The organism is Sphingopyxis sp. EU05-FHT14B03, assembly GCF_058790875.1.
On sequence record NZ_JBYTDC010000002.1, the window covers coordinates 1,063,155 to 1,079,809 of the forward strand.

14 protein-coding genes and 1 tRNA gene are annotated in these 16,655 nt (G+C 66.0%); 2 read left to right on the plus strand and 13 right to left on the minus strand.

Translation table 11 applies throughout. From position 1 onward, the window contains the following. Nucleotides 1-60: 60 nt before the first annotated feature. From AC3WS4_RS14190 to AC3WS4_RS14205, 4 genes are all read right to left on the minus strand, one after another. A complete protein-coding gene (locus AC3WS4_RS14190; protein WP_492739581.1) occupies nucleotides 61-294 on the minus strand; it encodes a hypothetical protein in 234 nt (77 codons plus the stop codon). A 34-nt stretch (nucleotides 295-328) separates the two neighbouring features. After that, nucleotides 329-403 (minus strand) — tRNA-Ile (locus AC3WS4_RS14195). Between the two features lie 67 nt (nucleotides 404-470). After that, entirely contained in the window at nucleotides 471-1,388 is a 918-nt protein-coding gene (locus AC3WS4_RS14200) for a polysaccharide deacetylase family protein (RefSeq protein ID WP_492742844.1), read from the minus strand. A gap of 119 nt (nucleotides 1,389-1,507) precedes the next feature. Continuing rightward, nucleotides 1,508-3,181 carry a histidine kinase dimerization/phospho-acceptor domain-containing protein gene (locus AC3WS4_RS14205; RefSeq protein WP_492739579.1) on the minus strand — a complete coding sequence of 558 codons (1,674 nt, stop codon included), beginning with the start codon at nucleotides 3,179-3,181 and terminating at the stop codon, nucleotides 1,508-1,510. Nucleotides 3,182-3,348: 167 nt separating this feature from the next. Here AC3WS4_RS14205 and AC3WS4_RS14210 point away from each other — a divergent pair, with 167 nt between their 5' ends. Further along, nucleotides 3,349-3,822, plus strand: coding sequence for an Lrp/AsnC family transcriptional regulator (locus AC3WS4_RS14210; RefSeq protein WP_056351336.1), 474 nt, complete (start codon nucleotides 3,349-3,351; stop codon nucleotides 3,820-3,822). A gap of 75 nt (nucleotides 3,823-3,897) precedes the next feature. Here AC3WS4_RS14210 and AC3WS4_RS14215 read toward each other — a convergent pair whose 3' ends face one another. Beyond that, the gene (locus AC3WS4_RS14215) at nucleotides 3,898-5,220 is read right to left on the minus strand and encodes a tetratricopeptide repeat protein (RefSeq protein ID WP_187140198.1); all 1,323 of its coding nucleotides are present in this window, start codon (nucleotides 5,218-5,220) and stop codon (nucleotides 3,898-3,900) included. A gap of 168 nt (nucleotides 5,221-5,388) precedes the next feature. After that, nucleotides 5,389-5,685: a hypothetical protein gene (locus tag AC3WS4_RS14220; RefSeq protein WP_056351331.1), complete on the minus strand. Its 297-nt coding sequence runs from the start codon at nucleotides 5,683-5,685 to the stop codon at nucleotides 5,389-5,391. 95 nt (nucleotides 5,686-5,780) lie between these two features. Here AC3WS4_RS14220 and AC3WS4_RS14225 point away from each other — a divergent pair, with 95 nt between their 5' ends. Beyond that, complete coding sequence (locus AC3WS4_RS14225) at nucleotides 5,781-8,114, plus strand: hypothetical protein (RefSeq protein WP_492742845.1); 2,334 nt, start codon at nucleotides 5,781-5,783, stop codon at nucleotides 8,112-8,114. Nucleotides 8,115-8,209: 95 nt separating this feature from the next. Here the strand turns inward: AC3WS4_RS14225 and AC3WS4_RS14230 are convergent, their stop codons facing one another. The 7 genes from AC3WS4_RS14230 to nuoL are packed head-to-tail and all read right to left on the minus strand — an operon-like array spanning nucleotide 8,210 to nucleotide 16,654. Continuing rightward, nucleotides 8,210-8,470: a DUF1467 family protein gene (locus AC3WS4_RS14230; protein WP_187140200.1), complete on the minus strand. Its 261-nt coding sequence runs from the start codon at nucleotides 8,468-8,470 to the stop codon at nucleotides 8,210-8,212. Between the two features lie 11 nt (nucleotides 8,471-8,481). Further along, nucleotides 8,482-10,116: a ribonuclease J gene (locus tag AC3WS4_RS14235; RefSeq protein ID WP_492739577.1), complete on the minus strand. Its 1,635-nt coding sequence runs from the start codon at nucleotides 10,114-10,116 to the stop codon at nucleotides 8,482-8,484. After that, nucleotides 10,113-10,895: a type III pantothenate kinase gene (locus AC3WS4_RS14240; RefSeq protein WP_056351317.1), complete on the minus strand. Its 783-nt coding sequence runs from the start codon at nucleotides 10,893-10,895 to the stop codon at nucleotides 10,113-10,115. Before AC3WS4_RS14240 ends, AC3WS4_RS14235 begins: the two co-directional genes overlap by 4 nt. A 2-nt stretch (nucleotides 10,896-10,897) precedes the next feature. Beyond that, nucleotides 10,898-11,701 carry a biotin--[acetyl-CoA-carboxylase] ligase gene (locus AC3WS4_RS14245; RefSeq protein ID WP_492739576.1) on the minus strand — a complete coding sequence of 268 codons (804 nt, stop codon included), beginning with the start codon at nucleotides 11,699-11,701 and terminating at the stop codon, nucleotides 10,898-10,900. Then, nucleotides 11,623-13,053, minus strand: coding sequence for an NADH-quinone oxidoreductase subunit NuoN (nuoN, locus tag AC3WS4_RS14250; protein ID WP_056351314.1), 1,431 nt, complete (start codon nucleotides 13,051-13,053; stop codon nucleotides 11,623-11,625). The genes AC3WS4_RS14245 and nuoN overlap by 79 nt, the downstream gene beginning before the upstream one ends. Beyond that, nucleotides 13,050-14,612 carry an NADH-quinone oxidoreductase subunit M gene (locus AC3WS4_RS14255; RefSeq protein WP_492739575.1) on the minus strand — a complete coding sequence of 521 codons (1,563 nt, stop codon included), beginning with the start codon at nucleotides 14,610-14,612 and terminating at the stop codon, nucleotides 13,050-13,052. The genes nuoN and AC3WS4_RS14255 overlap by 4 nt, the downstream gene beginning before the upstream one ends. Further along, a complete protein-coding gene (nuoL, locus tag AC3WS4_RS14260) occupies nucleotides 14,609-16,654 on the minus strand; it encodes an NADH-quinone oxidoreductase subunit L (protein WP_492739574.1) in 2,046 nt (681 codons plus the stop codon). The genes AC3WS4_RS14255 and nuoL overlap by 4 nt, the downstream gene beginning before the upstream one ends. Nucleotide 16,655: the final 1 nt, after the last annotated feature.

The window sequence follows — 16,655 nt, forward strand, 5'->3', positions numbered from 1 at the left end:
TCCCCTTGTCGCCAACAAAAGAACGACATGGGTTGCATGTTGCAAGGGAAATACGGTGGGCTAGCCCGGCTGGGACGGACTGAGCCGGTTGACGATCGCACGGATCGCCAAAGCCGGGGCGACGGCGAGCCCCAGCGCAGCCAGCAGCGCTCCGGCCACCCCCACGGTCTCATGCGGACCGCAGCCTTCTTCGAAAAAGCAGGGGCCGAGAAACAGGTCCATCGTCAACGGAAAAAGGGCAAAGGTGATGATCGGCGTCAGAGCGAAAGCGACCTTGCCGCCGCGCGTTCCCATGGCCGAACTCCCACCTCTCCCCGACAATAGAAAATGGTGGGCCCGGCAGGACTCGAACCCGCAACCTAGCCGTTATGAGCGGCCGGCTCTACCATTGAGCTACAGGCCCCCGAGGGGATGGCGTGGCGATAGCGGAGCGCGGCGAGGCTTGGCAAGCGCGATCAGGGCGTCGGTGTCTAACGTTGCGCCATATCGAGAATCGCGGCCGCGGTGGTCGGTTCGACCCCCCGTTTTGCGAGATGGCCAAGCACCACGTCCCACCAGCGATAGAAGGCCGCAAGGTCAGCATCGGTGCGGACATAGGGCGTGTTGCCCGGTTGCAGCGACGGCGAATGGAAGGAGAAGTTAAGCACCGGCAGCCGCGCCGCGACCGCGAGATCGATCGCCGCGCACGCCTTGGCGGCGGGAATGCCCTCAGGCGTCAGCGCGATCCGTTCGGCGAGGCCGAGCCGCGCGAACGCGGCGTGGGTATTCGACGATGTCCGGTGATAGAGCCAGCGCCCGACCGGACCGAGCAGGCCGCCGAACAGCGTCGTCACCGGCATTTCGAGCAGGCGCGGTCCGTCGGTCTCGACCCACCAGGGATGGAGCGGCATCGCGCGATAATCGGGGCCGTGGCCGGGGCGATAATCGAAGCCCGAGCGCACCGACGTGTCGCAGCGGAAGCCAAGGTCCGCGAGCATTGCCGCGCTCTCAGGGCCGATGCCATAGCGACCGGCGCGGTACACCGTCGGCGCGGCGCCGAAACGCGCCGCGATCGCGTCGCGCAATGCGGTCATCTTGGCGCGTTGCAGGTCGGGCGGGAGGTTGCCGGTGTAGCTGTTGTAGGCGCTGACCACTTCGTCGTGCGGCGGCGTGACCCACGGGTGGAGCTGGGCACCGACCTCGCACCGCCCCGCCGCGCGCGCGGCGCCGAGGATCGCGACGGCGCGGTCGTCGGCGACGATCGGCCAGTCGACGAGATAGATGGGCGCGACCCCGGCGCTTTCGAAAAAGGCCTGACAATCGGTGAGCGCGGGGACCGAATCGAGCCGATAACCGGTGCGCGCGAACGGCGCCGACCAGTCGAAATCCTCTTCGGTATCGATGGTCACCCAGAAGCGCGGGCTTTCGTCCGGTCGCAAGCGGACCAGATCCGACGCCGCGGGTGGCTTCAACAGATTATCCGCTCGTTCCACCGAGCTCTTCCCCTGCACGAGGTGCCCTGCCCCGATCAGTCTTCATGCTGCTGGACCATCGGATCCAGGGCAGACGCCGGGGTGGCGGAGGGAAGGTGCAAGGTCAAGGCGTTATGCCCGATATCGAGACGACCGCCCGCCGCGCGGGCGAGGCTGTCGACGAGCCGCAGCGAGAAACCGAGGCTGAGAATCGCCGCGCCCGGCGCGTCGCCCTCGGGGCTGTAGCTGGGATCGAGCAGGTCGCGGGCGGGGGTGAAACGGATCGCGACCGGGCGAACGAGCCGGAGCTGAAGTTCGTCCGTTTTCGCCGGATCGGTGACCAATTGCCCGACGAGCGTCGCGTTCGATTCGAACACATCGACCAGCGCGGTGATCAGCCGCCCGATCATCCGCCGCGCGCTGATATCCTCGACCGCGGCGTGGAACGGCCCGCCGACGCGCGAGATACTGACCCCGACGCCATGTTCGGCGAACAATGGCGCGAGCTCGCGTTCGACCTGCGCGGTGATCGCCTCGATGTCGCTGTGTCCGCTGGCGGGGGCCACCGTCGTCGGGGCGGGCTGGGTCGCCGTCTGAAGATCGTCGATGATCGCCTGCACCGCCGCAGCGTCGGCGACGATCGTGTCGGCCATGGCGCGATAGGCGCCGCTGACGGGGCCGAACATCTGGCCCGAGATGATCTGCGCGAAGCCCGAGATCGCGTTCAACGGGCTGCGCAGTTCATGGATCAGCTGGCGGATCGAATCGCCGGCATTGTCCTCGGCGGGCAGGCCGTAGGGAATTTCGTTGCGATGCGGGCGCCGCGCGCTGCCGCGATAGCCGCGGAACTGGCCGCTGACGTGGTCGAACCAGGGCAAAGCCGAGAAACGCCATTCGCCGGCGTCGGCCTCGGCGCCTTCGAGGATCATGCGCGCGTTGATCATTTCGGCGCGCTGGCGGAACGCCCCCGCCGCGACGCCGTCGGTGCCGGGTTCGCCGCCGAACGCCGCCTCGGCGATCGACAGCCCGATCGCGGCGCCGCGCGGGACACCCTCGACCCAGTGGATGACGCCGTCGGAACCGGTTTCGAAGAGGAAGGATTCGCGGGCGACGGGCGCGGCGCGCGACGCGGTGGACGGCTGGCCGCGGCCCGCCTGATATTTGTCGATGCGGCGGACGAGTTCGCTGATCTGGCTCGGTTCGGTGTCGGGCGCCGGCGCCGAAGCCGGTTGGGGTTGGGGTTCGGGCGCGGACTCGGCCGTTGCGGCCTCCGGTTCCGCGATCGGGTCGGGCTGCGGCAGCGCGACCGAGGCGGCGCCGAGGCTGGCGAGCGCGCGGTTGACGCCTTGCGGCAGATCGCTGCGCGCGGCGAGGAACGAGCGCGCCATCGGGCCGGTCGCGGGCAACAGCGCGAGCCAGTCGGCCTCGGCCAGTTGCGCGTCGCGCAACATCGCGAGCGACACCGCGGGCACGTCGTTGGCGTAGAGCGCGACGATCGGCGCGAACCGGCTGTGGCGCGCGATCGACCTGGCGCAGTCACGGCGGACATTTTCGGGAATTTGCGGGCGCAAGACCGCGAGCGCGTGGAGCGAGCGGCGAATATCGTCATCGGCCAGTTGATTGCCGCGCTGCGCGAGAATATCGGAGAGTTGACGCCAGGCCGCGACACAGGTTCGCCGGTCGGCCGGCGCCTGACGCAATATGGTCGCGATCATCGTGTCGGCTGTCACGCGGTGCGGGCCCCCACCCCGTTGGTTGGTTAGCAGATATTTACCGGCTAGCGTGAATCATCCGGTCATGAAAGCGCCTTAACCAACCGCGTCGCATTGTGGGACAATTGCAATCGCCTGAAATATTATTATGGTCAGCGCCTCCAGAGGGAAGCGGAAGTTACAATATGGCGAGCCAGAAATTCGATCAGATCGACCTGCAAATCCTGCACGAACTGCAGAAGGACGGGCGGATGACCAATGTCGAACTCGCCCAACTGGTCGGATTGACCGCCCCGCCATGCCTGCGCCGCGTGCGCGCGCTCGAGGAATCGGGGGTGATCCGCAGCTATCATGCCGACCTCGACGCCGCCAAGCTCGGCTATGGCATCACGGTGTTCGCGATGGTCAGCCTGCGCAGCCAGGCCGAATCCGATTTGAAGGCATTCGAGGACTATGTCGGCGCGCTCGCCGAGGTGCGCGAATGCTATATGCTCAACGGCGAGATCGACTTCCTGCTCAAGGTCGTCGCACGCGACCTGCAGAGCTTCCAGTCGTTCCTGACCGCCCATCTGACCTCGGCGCCCAATGTAACGAGCGTCAAGACCTCGCTCACGATCCGCACCGCGAAGCAACTCGCCGGGATCCCCGTCGAACCCTGACGGGGTTTCGAACCGGACATGAAAAAGGGCGCCACCCGCCGGGATGGCGCCCTTTTCGTTTGGGTACGGCGCCCCTTAGTTGGTCGGCGCCGGAGCCGGAGCTGCCGCCGCAGGAGCCGCCGCCGGGGTGTCGATCTTCACCGTCCACAGCTGGGCGAGACGCTTGCGCGGGCCGACCACCGATGCAAAGCTCGCCTTGGCGCCGGCGGCGTCGCCGGCCAGCGCCTGCGCAACGCCCATGCGATAGGTCCACAATTCCTTGTCGCCGCCCGCCGCGAGGGCCGCCTTGTACAGCGGGATCGAATCGGCATAGCGACCGTAGCCGACCATCGCATCGCCGGTCGCGCCCGCGGTCTTGGCGACCGAAAGCGTCGAGGGTTTCGCGGCATAAGCGGTCAGCGTCGATTCCTCGTCGCCGATGCGTTCGCTCTGGGTCTTGAGGACTTCGTCGAGCTTGGCGTCGGTCGCCTGGATAACCTTGCGGTCCTTGCCATATTTGATGACCGCGACGGCTTCGCCCGGCAGCGCGGCTTCGGTCGCGAGCGCCGCATATTCCAGATATTCGGGGCGCTGGAGCATCGCCCCCGTCGCGCGCATCAGGCGCAGCGTGTCGAGTCCGATTTCCTTGTTGTCGCCCGACTGCTGCAACAGGATGAACAGCGTCTGGCGCCACACTTCGGGCTGGTTGTAGTCGCGCAGGCGCAACGTCATCATGTCGACGACCTCATCGTTGCGCTTCGCCGCCTGCAGCTTCTGGATCGGGCGGACATAGAGCTCGTCCGACGGCCGCTGGCCGGCGGCGCGCGTGGCCTCGATCGAGGTTTTCGCCAACTCAACCGCCTTGTCGAGTTGATTGGTCTGCAAAAGGCTGTCGACCATGAACAGGTCTATCGCGGGTTCCTTGGAGCCGGCGGCCTTGGCGGCCTCGAGCCGCTGGATCGCCTTCGCATAATCCTTGTCCTGATAGGCGAACTGCCCCGAGAAGAAATTATAGGTCGCAACGCTTTCGGGGGGCGTGATGCCCGACGCCAGCATCCCGTCGAGTCCCTTGCCCTGCAGCACCTTGTCCTTGTTGAGGATGCCGAGTTGGAGCGTGTAGTTAGCGATCCAGTATCTGTCCTCGGTGGTCGACGCAGTGCCCTCACCCTCGGCTAGCGCCGCCTGAAGCGCCGCGGCATCCTTCGCATTATATGCATCTATCATCTTCTTGACCGAGGGGCCGAACGCCTTGCTCGCTGCGATGGTCGTGCCCTTCTTGGCTTCTTCTTCCTTGCCCTTCTTCTTTTCCTTCTTGGGCTTGTCCTGCGCCGCTGCGGGGGTGGCCGACATCGCCATCAGCGCGCAGCCCAGCACAGCGGCCATGGCCGTCGCGGGCATCGAGCGGAAACGGGTGAACATCTGAAATCTCTCCTTCGATTCGGCCGCCGCGCGCATAGGCACGCGCAGGTTCGACCGCGCTCTAAACGCGGCTAAACCTCCGACGTTGCCATGGCAAGACAGGCCCGGTTGATTTTGCAATGACCGGGGGCGGCTGAACGGCGATTGAACCCCGTTCGTCGATAAGGCTCAGGCGATCGCGTCGATCGCCTGGTTGATTTCGCGCAGGACCGCCGGATCGCCGGGGGCGCCGGCCATCGCGGCTTCGGCGAGCTGGATCAGCGGGATGATGCCGAAGGTGGCGGCGAGCCCCTTCAGGCGAAGCGCCGCGACGTTCCAGTTGGCGTCGCAGCGGGCGCGGCGCATCAGGTCGCTGAGGTCGCGCGCGCTGCCGGTGAACGCGTTGCGCAGGTCGAGCGTCATCGCGGGATCGTCGCCGACCGCCGCGTTCAGATACCGATCAAGAGGGCCGCTATCGAACGACATTCCACAGCCTTGACAGTCCATGGTTAAGTTTCCGTTTCATGGCGGGCATTTGCTGCTAAGATGCGACTATGACGGGGGATAAAAAAATCGTCGGTTTGTGGCGGGAATCCGCGGCAAATCCGGATGCGGACAGCCAGGCGGCGGAGCCGGTGGCAGCGGGCGCGGCCGTGCCCGAGGCAGAGGCGCCCGCGTCCGCCGAACGCGACTGGCTCGACATGTCGGCGCTCGCCGGCGAAGCGGACGTCGAGGACGCGACGGCAAGTCCGTCGGCCTGGCGCGACCGCATCGCGCCTGCCCTGCTGATCCTGCTCGGGCTCGTCTGGACCGTTTTCGCCGCTGCGGCGGCAACCGACAGCTTCGCGCGCGCGCCGGCGATGGCCGAATGGCCGGCGCTGGTCGCCACCATCGCGATGCCGCTGACCTTGCTCGCGGTGCTGTGGATGGCACTGTTGCGGTCGAGCCGATCCGAACAGGCACGTTTCGCCCGCGTCGCGACCGCGCTGCGCGACGAGAATGCGGCGCTCAACCAGTCGATGCACTCGCTCGGACTCCATCTGGCCGATGCGCAGCGCCAGCTCGCCCAACAGGCGACGACCGTCCAGCAGCTTGGACTTGATACCGTCGCACGGCTGACCGAAAGCAGCGACAAGCTCGCGACCAATGCCTCGGTGATCGCCAACGCTCACGACCAGCTCGCACGGTCGAGCGATGTCGCGATGCAGCGGATGGATGGCCTGCTCGCGGGCCTGCCGCGCATCGACGATGTCGCGCAGCGGCTCGCGGGCAATTTCCGTGAGGCGGGCCTCGTCGCGCACCAGCAGGGCGCGAGCCTCGAGGCCAAGCTCGCCGCGCTCGCCGAGGAAGCGGTCAAGGCCGCGCAGACCGGCGAAACGTCAGCGGCGACGCTGAACGACGCGATCGGATCGCTCGAAGCGCGGACCCGGCAGGCCGAAACCGACCTGCTCGCCGTATCGGCGCAGGTGACCGGCGCGCATGAAACGACGCTGGCACAGATCACGCAGGTCGCGACCGCGCTGCACCACGAACTGACCTCGACCGTCGATGCGATGGGCGCGCGGCTGGGCGAGACCTGGCAGCAGTTCCGCGACGGCGTCGCGACCTCCGCCGGTCAGCTCGACGATCGGCTCGCGGTCGCACGCGATGCGAGCGACGCTATCGGCGCACGCCTGGCGGCGCATGGCGAGGCGAGCGAGCAATTGGCCGCGCAGGTCACCGGGCATGTCGCCGAAATCGGCGATCGGCTGGAGTTCCTCGACGTCAGCGTTTCGGCGAGCGCCGGCGTGATCGGACGCGCCATCGACGACACCAAGTCGCAGCTCGCGGCGTTCATGCAACAGGCCGAGGCCGGCAACGGCACCGCGCACCAGTTGATCACCCACGCCGAATCGCTGCTGCTCGCGCTCGACGCGGTGACGCGCGAACTCGACGAATCGCTGCCGCACGCGCTCGAACGCATCGCGTCGCACGGCAAGGTGACACGCACGACGCTCGGCGACCTGCGCCCGATGCTCGAAGCCTCCGAACTTGTCGCGCAATCGACGCTGTCGCATGTCAACGCGGTGCAGGCGACGCTCGCGTCGAACGAAACCCAGATGACGGGTCATGCGGAAAGCCAGCAGGCGCTGGTCGAACGGATCAACGCGTCGCTCGCCGAGGCCGACGCCGCGCTCGCCAGGCTGCGCGACGGGGCCGACCAGTTCGCCGAACAGGGCGGCGCCAGGATGATCGCGACGCTGGGCGCGGTGCGCGAGACCGCCGAGTCGGCCGCGAGCCAGGCGCAGCAGACGCTCGAAGCGCTCGTCGCGGGCGCGCGCGAGGCGATGCAGTCGACCGCCACCGAGGCGATCGACGCGGCGTTCCGCACCGAAATCATGAGCCAGCTCGACGCGATCGGCGAAGCATCCGAACGCGCGGTCGCGGCGGCGAACAACGCCACCGACCGGCTGATGCGCCAGCTGATCACGATCATGGACACCAGCGCCAATGTCGAGGCGCGCGCCGCCGAGGCCGAACAGGCGATCGCGGCGTCGGACCGCGATTCGCTGGCGAAGCAGGTCGGCCTGCTCACCGAATCGCTGAAATCGACCGCGATCGACGTCACCAAGATCCTGTCCAGCGAAGTCAGCGACACCGCATGGGACGCCTATCTCAAGGGCGACCGCGGGGTGTTCGCGCGGCGCGCGGTCAAGCTGGTCGAGAATAGCGAGGCGAAGGAAATCCTGCGCGTCTATCAGAATGACGACGCCTTCCACGCCTCGGTGAACCAGTTCATCCACGATTTCGAGGCGATGCTGCGGCTGCTGATGGGCGCGCGCGACGGGTCGGCGATCAGCGTGACCCTGCTGTCGTCGGATATCGGGAAGCTCTATGTCGCGCTGGCGCAGGCGATCGACCGGTTGCGGGGCTAGTTTAAGCCCCGTCATTCCGGCGAAGGCCGGGATCTCACCCTATGCTCAATGAACCACCGGCGAGACCCCGGCCTTCGCCGGGGTGACGGTTTAAGTCAGGCCCGCCCGCTCAGCACATTGGGGTCGGCCCAGCCGTTCACATAGGCCACATAATAGATGGCGAAGCACACCGCCGCCGCGATCGTCATCTGGGCGAGGACGCGCTTCGGGCGGAAGGTCGCGGGGGCGCCGCGATCCTGCCCCGCGATCAGCGGCGCGGCCTCGTCCTCGGCCCGGCGGCCGTGGAAGGGCAGCACGAAAAAGGCGCTGAACACCCAGAACAAAGTGAAGATCGCGAGCGCGGAAGTCCATTTCATGGTGCCGCTCCTTACAGGTCGACCAGCATGACGTCGACCACCGGTTTCTTGCCGGTCCAGTCGGTCGCGATGCGGCGGACGCCGAGGCGGATCGCCTCGCGCTGCTTGTCGCGATCCTTGGAGGGCGCGCGCGCCGCCATTGCGGCGGCCTCGCGCATCTCGTCCACGAACGCCTCGCGATCGTCCTCGACCGGGACGCCGCGATAGCTGACCGCGCTTTCGGTGAACTTGCCCTTGGTGAAGATCGCCGCGACAGTGATATGGCCGTTGACCGACAGCTTGCGCCGTTCGTTGATCGTCTCTCCGTCGGCGGGCAGGATGACATCGCCGTCGAGGATCAGGCGGCCCGAGTGAACGCGCTCGACGATCTTCGCCGGACCGGGCGCCAGGCGGACAAGGTCGCCATTTTCCTGGATCAGCGCGTCGGGCACGCCGCGTTCGAGCGCAAAGCGCGCCTGTTCGTGCATGTGGCGGATCTCGCCATGCACGGGCACCACGAGCTTCGGGCGGAGCCAGCCATAGAGCGCGGCGAGTTCGGGTTGTCCCGGATGGCCGCTGACATGGATATGCGCCTGCTTCTCGGTCACGGTCAGCACGTCCTTGGCGGCGAGCTGGTTCATGATCCGCCCGATCGCGACTTCGTTGCCCGGGATCTGCTTCGACGAGAAGACGACGGTGTCGCCGGCCTCGAGCTTGATCTGATGGCTGTCGGACGCCATGCGCGCGAGCGCGGCGCGCGGCTCGCCCTGCCCGCCGGTGGCGATCACCATCACCTTGTTTCGCGGCAGGCGCATCGCCTCGTCGAAATCGACCGTCGGCGGGAAATCCTTGAGATAGCCGACCGAGCGCGCGACGCCGAGGATGCGGTCGAGCGAGCGGCCCGCGACGCACAGGGTGCGCCCCGTCGCCTTGGCGACTTCGCCCAGCGTCTTGAGCCGCGCGGCGTTGGAAGCGAAGGTGGTGACGATCACCCGGCCCTTCGCCGCGCCGACCGCGGCTTGCAGGCCGTCGAACAGCCCGCCTTCGCTGCCCGACGCCTCGGGATTGAAGGCGTTGGTCGAATCGCCGACGAGCACGTCGATGCCCTCGTCGCCGAGCCTGGTGAGCGCGGCCGCCGACGACGGCTTGCCCAGCACCGGGTCGTCGTCGAGTTTCCAGTCGCCGGTGTGAAAGACGCGGCCATAGGGCGTGTCGATAACCGCCGCGCTCATCTCGAGGATCGAGTGGGCGAGCGGCACGAAGCGGATCCCGAAGGGGCCGAGCTGGAATTGGGCGTCGATGTCGACGACATGGACCTTGACCTGCTTTTCCAGCCCTTCCTCGATCAGCTTGCCCGCGATCAGCCCCGCGGTGAAGCGGTTGGCATAGAGCGGCACGCCGAGGTCGGCGGCGAGATAGGGCAAGGCGCCGATATGGTCCTCGTGCCCGTGGGTCAGGACGATGCCGAGCAGGTCCTTCTTGCGGTCCTCGATAAATTCGAGGTCGGGCATGATGATGTCGATGCCCGGATAATCATGGGTGCCGAAGGTCACGCCGAGATCGAGCATGATCCATTTGCCGTCGCAGCCGTAGAGATTGGCGTTCATGCCGATCTCGCCCGAGCCGCCGAGCGCGAGGAAAAGCAGTTCCTTGCCGGGTTTGGTCATGCCGCGTTCCGTTGATTGTACAAATGCATTAATCCATTGAGAGTGAGGTCGGGGTCGATGCGGTCGAACAGATGTGCCTGCTCGTCGAACAGGGTTGCGAGGCCGCCGGTGGCGATCACGGTGAGCGGTTTGCCGATTTCGGCCTTCAGGCGGGCGATCAGACCCTCCATCATCGAGACATAGCCCCAATAGACGCCGATCAGCATCTGGCTTTCGGTGGTGCGGCCGATGACGCTCGGGCTGGCGGGCGCCTCGATCGCGATGCGCGGGAGTTTGGCAGCGGCAGCGACCAGCGCTTCGAGCGACAGATTGACGCCCGGCGCGATGATGCCGCCGAGATAGGCGCCGTCGGGACCGATATGGTCGAGCGTCGTCGCGGTGCCGAAGCTGATGACCAGCTTGTCCTTGCCCGGCTCGAGCGCCTGCGCCGAAATCGCGTTGACCGCGCGGTCGGCACCGACCGAGCGCGGCTCGTCGACCTTGAGCGCGATGCCCCAGGTCACCGGCTCGCGGCCCGCGACGAGCGCGTCGACGCCGAAATATTTATGCGCAAGCAGCTGCAGATTGTGCAGCGCGCGCGGGACGACTGTCGAGATGATCACGGCATCGACTTGGCTGCGGTCGTGCCCCTCGATACGCAGCAACTGGTCGAGCCAGACCATATATTCGTCGGCGGTGCGGCGATCGTCGGTCGCGATGCGCCAGCGCGCAAGCAGCTCGGTTCCCCGGAACAGCGCGAATTTGGCGTTGGTGTTGCCGACATCGATCGCGAGCAGCACGGCTATTTCCCCTCTTCGAGCGGTCGGCGCAGTTCGATGTCGCCGGCATGGACCAACATGGTCTCGCCGCCGTCGCGGCGCAAGCGCAGCGCACCGTCGGGAGCCAGGCCGTCGAAAACACCGTCGATCCCCTGTTCGGACACGCGCAGCGGGGTGCCGACGCGATGCGCCTGCGGCAGCCAAGCGGCAATGATGCGACCGATGCCTTCCTGTCGCCAGGTCCACAGCGCGTCGGTCATCGCGATCGCGAGCGCATCGGCGAAGCGGTCGCGATCGAGGCTGGCGCCCTTGTCGCTGAGCGTCGCGGTCGGGCGATCGGGCAGTTCGGGCGCAGCGACGAGGTTGACACCGATGCCGATCACGATGCTGTTGCCGGTGCGCTCCATCAATATGCCCGCGCATTTGGCGCCGTCGACCAGCAGGTCGTTCGGCCATTTGAGCTGTGCGCCAAGACCGGGTGCGAGCGCCGCGACGGCCTTTGCCAGCGCCACCCCGGCAACGAGCGCCAACGTCGCGGGCGACGGATCGCCGGCGGTCAGATGGACCACGGTCGAGCCCATGAAATTGCCCTGCCCGTCGTTCCACCCACGCCCCAGGCGGCCGCGACCCGCGGTCTGGCGGTCGGCGACGAGCCAATGCCCCTCGCCCACATGCTCGCCGCTGGCCAGCCGCGCCAGCAGGTCGGCGTTGGTCGAACCTGTCTCGGCGATCCGCTCTATCGGCGGAATCAGAACAGCACCGATGCGGCGCTGGCCGATGCGATGGCCAGCAGCGGAATGAAGAGATAGCCGATCACCGACAGCCACAGCGCGCTGACCGTCATCAGCACCCGTTCGACCGGCGCCGCGGGGGCCGCGAATTCGGTGTCGGAGGGATCGTCGAACACCATCGTCTTGATGACCATGATGTAATAATATGCGCCAATAACGGACGCGACGATGCCGGCGACCGCGAGCGGCACGAGGTTGGCGTTCACCGCGGCCTGGAACACCAGCAATTTGGGCCAGAAGCCGAACAGCGGCGGGATGCCAGCGAGGCTGAGCAGGAACACCGACATCGCGGCGGCAAGCCAGCCGCGCTTGCTGGCGAGGCCAGCCATCGCGGGGATGCTCTCGACGGCATTGCCGTCCGTATCGCGCAGCTGCAGCACGACGAGGAAGGCACCGAGCGTGGTCACCACGTAAACCACCAAATAGGTCAGCACGCCCTCAACCCCAGCCTGCGTTCCCGCGGCGAGACCGATCAGCATGAAGCCGACATTGTTGATCGACGAATAGGCAAGCAGGCGCTTGATATTCTTCTGCCCGATCGCGCCGACCGCGCCGAGGATGATCGAGGCGAGCGCGAGGAAGATGACGATCTGTTGCCAGGCACCGACCGCGGGGCCCATCGCGTCGATGACGACGCGCGTCATCAGTGCCATCGCCGCCACTTTCGGCGCGCTGGCAAAGAAGGCGGTGACCGGGGTCGGCGCGCCTTCATAGACGTCGGGGGTCCACATATGGAACGGCACGGCGCTGATCTTGAACGCGAGGCCCGCGAGCACGAAGACGATGCCGAAGATCAGCCCGGCGTTGAGCTGACCGCCCATCGCGGTGGCGATGCCGGCGAAATCGGTGGTGCCGCTGAATCCGTAGAGCAAGGAGATGCCATAGAGCAGCATGCCCGACGCGAGCGCGCCGAGGACGAAATATTTGAGCCCGGCCTCGCTCGACCGCTCGTCGTTGCGCATGAAGCTGGCGAGCACATAGGCGGCGAGGCTGTTGAGTTCGAGCCCGACATAGAGCGTCATCAGGTCGCGCGACGAGGCCATGATCCCCATGCCGAGCGCGGCGAACAGGATCAGCACCGGATATTCGGCGCGCATACCGCCCGCGAAGAAACGCGGCGCGATGAGGATCGACACGGCGCTGGCGCCATAGATGATCAGCTTGGCGAACCCGCCGAACGCATCGACCGACAGCGTGCCCGAGAAGACCGAGGCGTTGACCCCGAACAGCGCGACCACCGCGACCGTCGCGGCGGCGAGCGTCAGCAGCGCGGCGAGCTGGTACAGCCCCACCTGGCGATCGCCGAGGAAGGTGCCGAGCATCAGCGTTATCAGCCCGCCGATCGTCAGGATCAGTTCGGGCCAGACGAGCATGAGATCGGCGGTCATTGGACGCCTCCCGCATGATGCGCTTCGCCGGCGGGTGCGGCCCCATGTTCGGCAGCCGCCGCCTTGGGCTTGCCAACCGTCCAGTGCGCGTCGCCCGCGGGCTTGGCGGGAGCAAGGCGCGCGACCACGGTGGTCACATCGCCGCGCATCGGCGCGAGGAAGCTTTCGGGATAGACGCCCATCCACAGCGCCACGGCGGCCAGCGGCACCATGATCGCCCATTCGCGGGGATTGAGATCGGGCATCGCCTTCACATCGTCCTTGGTGAGTTCGCCGAACACGATACGGCGGTAGAGATAGAGCATGTACGCGGCGCCGAGGATGATGCCGGTGGTGCAGACGAACGCGACCCAGCTCGACGATTCATAGATGCCCGCGATGCTGAGGAATTCGCCGACGAAACCGCTGGTGCCCGGCAGGCCGATCGACGCCATGGTGAACAGCATGAAGAACAGCGCATAGGCCGGCATGTTCACCGCGAGCCCGCCGTAACGGTCGATCTCGCGCGTGTGGAGCCGGTCATAGATCACCCCGACACAGAAGAAGAGCGCGGCCGAGACGACGCCATGGCTGAGCATGACGATCATCGCGCCCTCGATGCCCTGCTGGTTGAAGGCGAACAGGCCGGCGGTGACGATCGCCATGTGGGCGACCGACGAATAAGCGATCAGCTTCTTCATGTCGCTTTGCACCAGCGCGACAAGGCTGGTGTAGACGACCGCGACCATCGACAGCGCGAAGACGATCCACATCAGCTGCGCCGAGGCGTCGGGGAACATCGGCATCATGAAGCGGATGAAACCGTAACCGCCCATCTTGAGCAGCACGCCGGCGAGGATCATCGAACCCGCAGTCGGCGCCTGGACGTGCGCGTCGGGAAGCCAGGTGTGGACGGGCCACATCGGCATCTTGACCGCGAGGCTGGCGAAGAAGGCGAGCCACAGCCAGGTCTGCATTTCGACCGGGAAGTTGTAGTTCATCAGCGTCGGGATGTCGCTCGTTCCCGCTTCCGCGATCATCGCGATCATCGCGATCAGCATCAGCACCGATCCGAGCAGCGTGTAGAGGAAGAATTTGAACGCCGCATATTTGCGGTTCGCGCCGCCCCAGATGCCGATGATGAAATACATCGGGATCAGGCCGGCTTCGAAGAAGATGTAGAAGAGCAGCAGGTCCTGCGCACAGAAGACGCCGATCATGACGACTTCCATGATCAGGAACATCGCCATGTAGAGGCCGACGCGCTTGGTGATCGCTTCCCAGCTGGCGAGAATGCACAAGGGCATCAGGAAGGTGCTGAGCAGGATGAGCATCAGCGCGAGGCCATCGATACCGAGCTTCCACGCGAAAGCCTGACCGAACAGGTCGGCGCTTTCGGTGAACTGCCACTGGGCACCGCCGATGTCGAACTGCGCCCATAGCAGGACGCCGAGCGCGAGGTTGACCAGCGTCGCACCGAGCGCGACCCAGCGTGCCTGTTGATCGCCGACGAAGAGGCAAGCGATGGCGGCGACCGCGGGAACCGCGAGCAGCAGCGAAAGAATGGGAAAGCCGCTCACAGGAACTTCACCATGGCCCAGCTGGCCAGACCGACAAGGCCGAGCAGCATCACGAACGCATATCCATAAACATAACCCGATTGCAGCCGCACCGCGAGCCGCGTGCCGCCCTGGACGAGCGCCGCCGCACCATCGGGACCGAAACGGTCGATGGTCTGTTCATCGCCGCGCTTCCAGAAGAAGCGGCCGATCGCGAACGCGGGCTTGACGAAGACGATGTCGTACAGCTCGTCGAAATACCATTTGCGGTAGAGGAAATTGTGCAGCAGCCCGAACTGCGCGACGAAGCGCGCGGGCAGACTGGTGTTGCGGATATAGCTGTTCCACGCGAGGAATAGCCCGATCGCCATCACCGTGAACGGCGTCCATTTCACCCACAGAGGCACTTCGTGCGCGGCGTGCATCAGATGCGCGTCGAACGCCAGCATGCTGCCCTGCCAGAAGGCGGTGCCTTCTTCGGGATAGATGAACTGGTGGTGGAAGGCGATGCCGGCGAACACGGCGCCGATCGACAGCAGGATGAGCGGGATCAGCATCGTGATCGGGCTTTCGTGCGGGTGATAACCCGCGGTGCCGTCGCTGTGCGCATCGTGATGGTGATGATCGTCGTGGGCGCCATGCGCATGATCGTCATGGCCATGCGCGTCATGAACCGCATGCTGGATATGCTCGCTCTGCTCCCAGCGCGCCTTGCCATAGAAGGTCAGGAAGACGAGGCGCCACGAATAGAAGCTGGTGAGGAACGCCACGAAGATGCCGACCCAGAAAGCCACCACGCCGCCGCCGCCGCTCGCGAATGCCGCCTCGAGAATGCCGTCCTTCGAATAGAAGCCGGCAAAACCCGCGACGCCCGCGATGCCGACGCCGGTGATCGCCAGCGTGCCGAGCATCATCGCCCAATAGGTGATCGGGATCTGTTTCCGCAGATTGCCGTAATAACGCATATCCTGTTCATGGTGCATCGCGTGGATCACCGAACCGGCGCCAAGGAACAGCAAAGCCTTGAAGAAGGCGTGGGTGAACAGGTGGAACATCGCGGCGCCATATGCGCCCGCGCCCGCGGCGAAGAACATGTAACCGAGCTGCGAACAGGTCGAATAAGCGATGACGCGCTTGATGTCCCATTGCGTCGTCGCGACGGTCGCGGCGAAGAAGCAGGTCGCGGCGCCGACGAACATCACGACGCCCTGCGCCACCGGCGCGGTCTCGAACATCGGTGACAGGCGGCAGACCATGAAGACGCCCGCGGTGACCATCGTCGCGGCGTGGATCAGCGCCGACACCGGGGTCGGCCCTTCCATCGCGTCGGGCAGCCAGGTGTGGAGGCCAAGCTGCGCCGACTTGCCCATCGCGCCGATGAACAGCAGCAGGCAGAGGATCGTCATCGTGTCGAGGCGCATGCCGAGGAAGGTGATGCTGCTGCCCGCCATGCCCGGCGCGGCATTGAGGATGTCGGGGATCGAAACGGTGCCGAACACCAGGAAGGTGCCGAAAATGCCGAGCATGAAGCCGAGGTCGCCGACGCGGTTGACGACGAACGCCTTGATCGCCGCGGCATTGGCGCTGGGCTTCTTGTACCAGAAACCGATGAGCAGATAGGAAGCGAGACCGACACCTTCCCAGCCGAAGAACATCTGGACAAGGTTGTTCGCGGTCACCAGCATCAGCATCGCGAAGGTGAAGAGCGAGAGATAGGCGAAGAAGCGCGGCTGGTCCGGATCCTCCTCCATATAGCCCCAGCTATAGAGGTGGACGAGCGCCGAGACCGTCGTGATGACGACGAGCATCACCGCGGTCAGCGTGTCGACGCGCAATTCCCAGTTGAACTGGAGCGCGCCCGAACTGACCCAGTGCAGCACGGTGACAACCTCGGCCGTGCCATTGCCCCACACGAAGGACAGGAAGATCGGCCAGCTCAAGGCGCAGCTGGCGAACAGCGCACCCGTGGTGATCAGCTTGGCCGCGAACGGGCCGATGGCGCGCTGGCCGAGGCCTGCGACAAGCGCCGCGAGCAGCGGCAGGAATACGATCGCCTGAATCACC

Excerpts from the sequence above, each read along its gene's own strand:
- AC3WS4_RS14230 (WP_187140200.1), bottom strand. The coding sequence starts at position 8,470 with ATGAAATGGACTTCCGCGCTCGCGATCTTCACTTTGTTCTGGGTGTTC.
- AC3WS4_RS14215 (WP_187140198.1), bottom strand. The coding sequence starts at position 5,220 with ATGTTCACCCGTTTCCGCTCGATGCCCGCGACGGCCATGGCCGCTGTG.
- AC3WS4_RS14220 (WP_056351331.1), bottom strand. The coding sequence starts at position 5,685 with ATGTCGTTCGATAGCGGCCCTCTTGATCGGTATCTGAACGCGGCGGTC.
- nuoN (WP_056351314.1), bottom strand. The coding sequence starts at position 13,053 with ATGACCGCCGATCTCATGCTCGTCTGGCCCGAACTGATCCTGACGATC.
- AC3WS4_RS14190 (WP_492739581.1), bottom strand. The coding sequence starts at position 294 with ATGGGAACGCGCGGCGGCAAGGTCGCTTTCGCTCTGACGCCGATCATC.
- AC3WS4_RS14210 (WP_056351336.1), top strand. The coding sequence starts at position 3,349 with ATGGCGAGCCAGAAATTCGATCAGATCGACCTGCAAATCCTGCACGAA.
- AC3WS4_RS14235 (WP_492739577.1), bottom strand. The coding sequence starts at position 10,116 with ATGACCAAACCCGGCAAGGAACTGCTTTTCCTCGCGCTCGGCGGCTCG.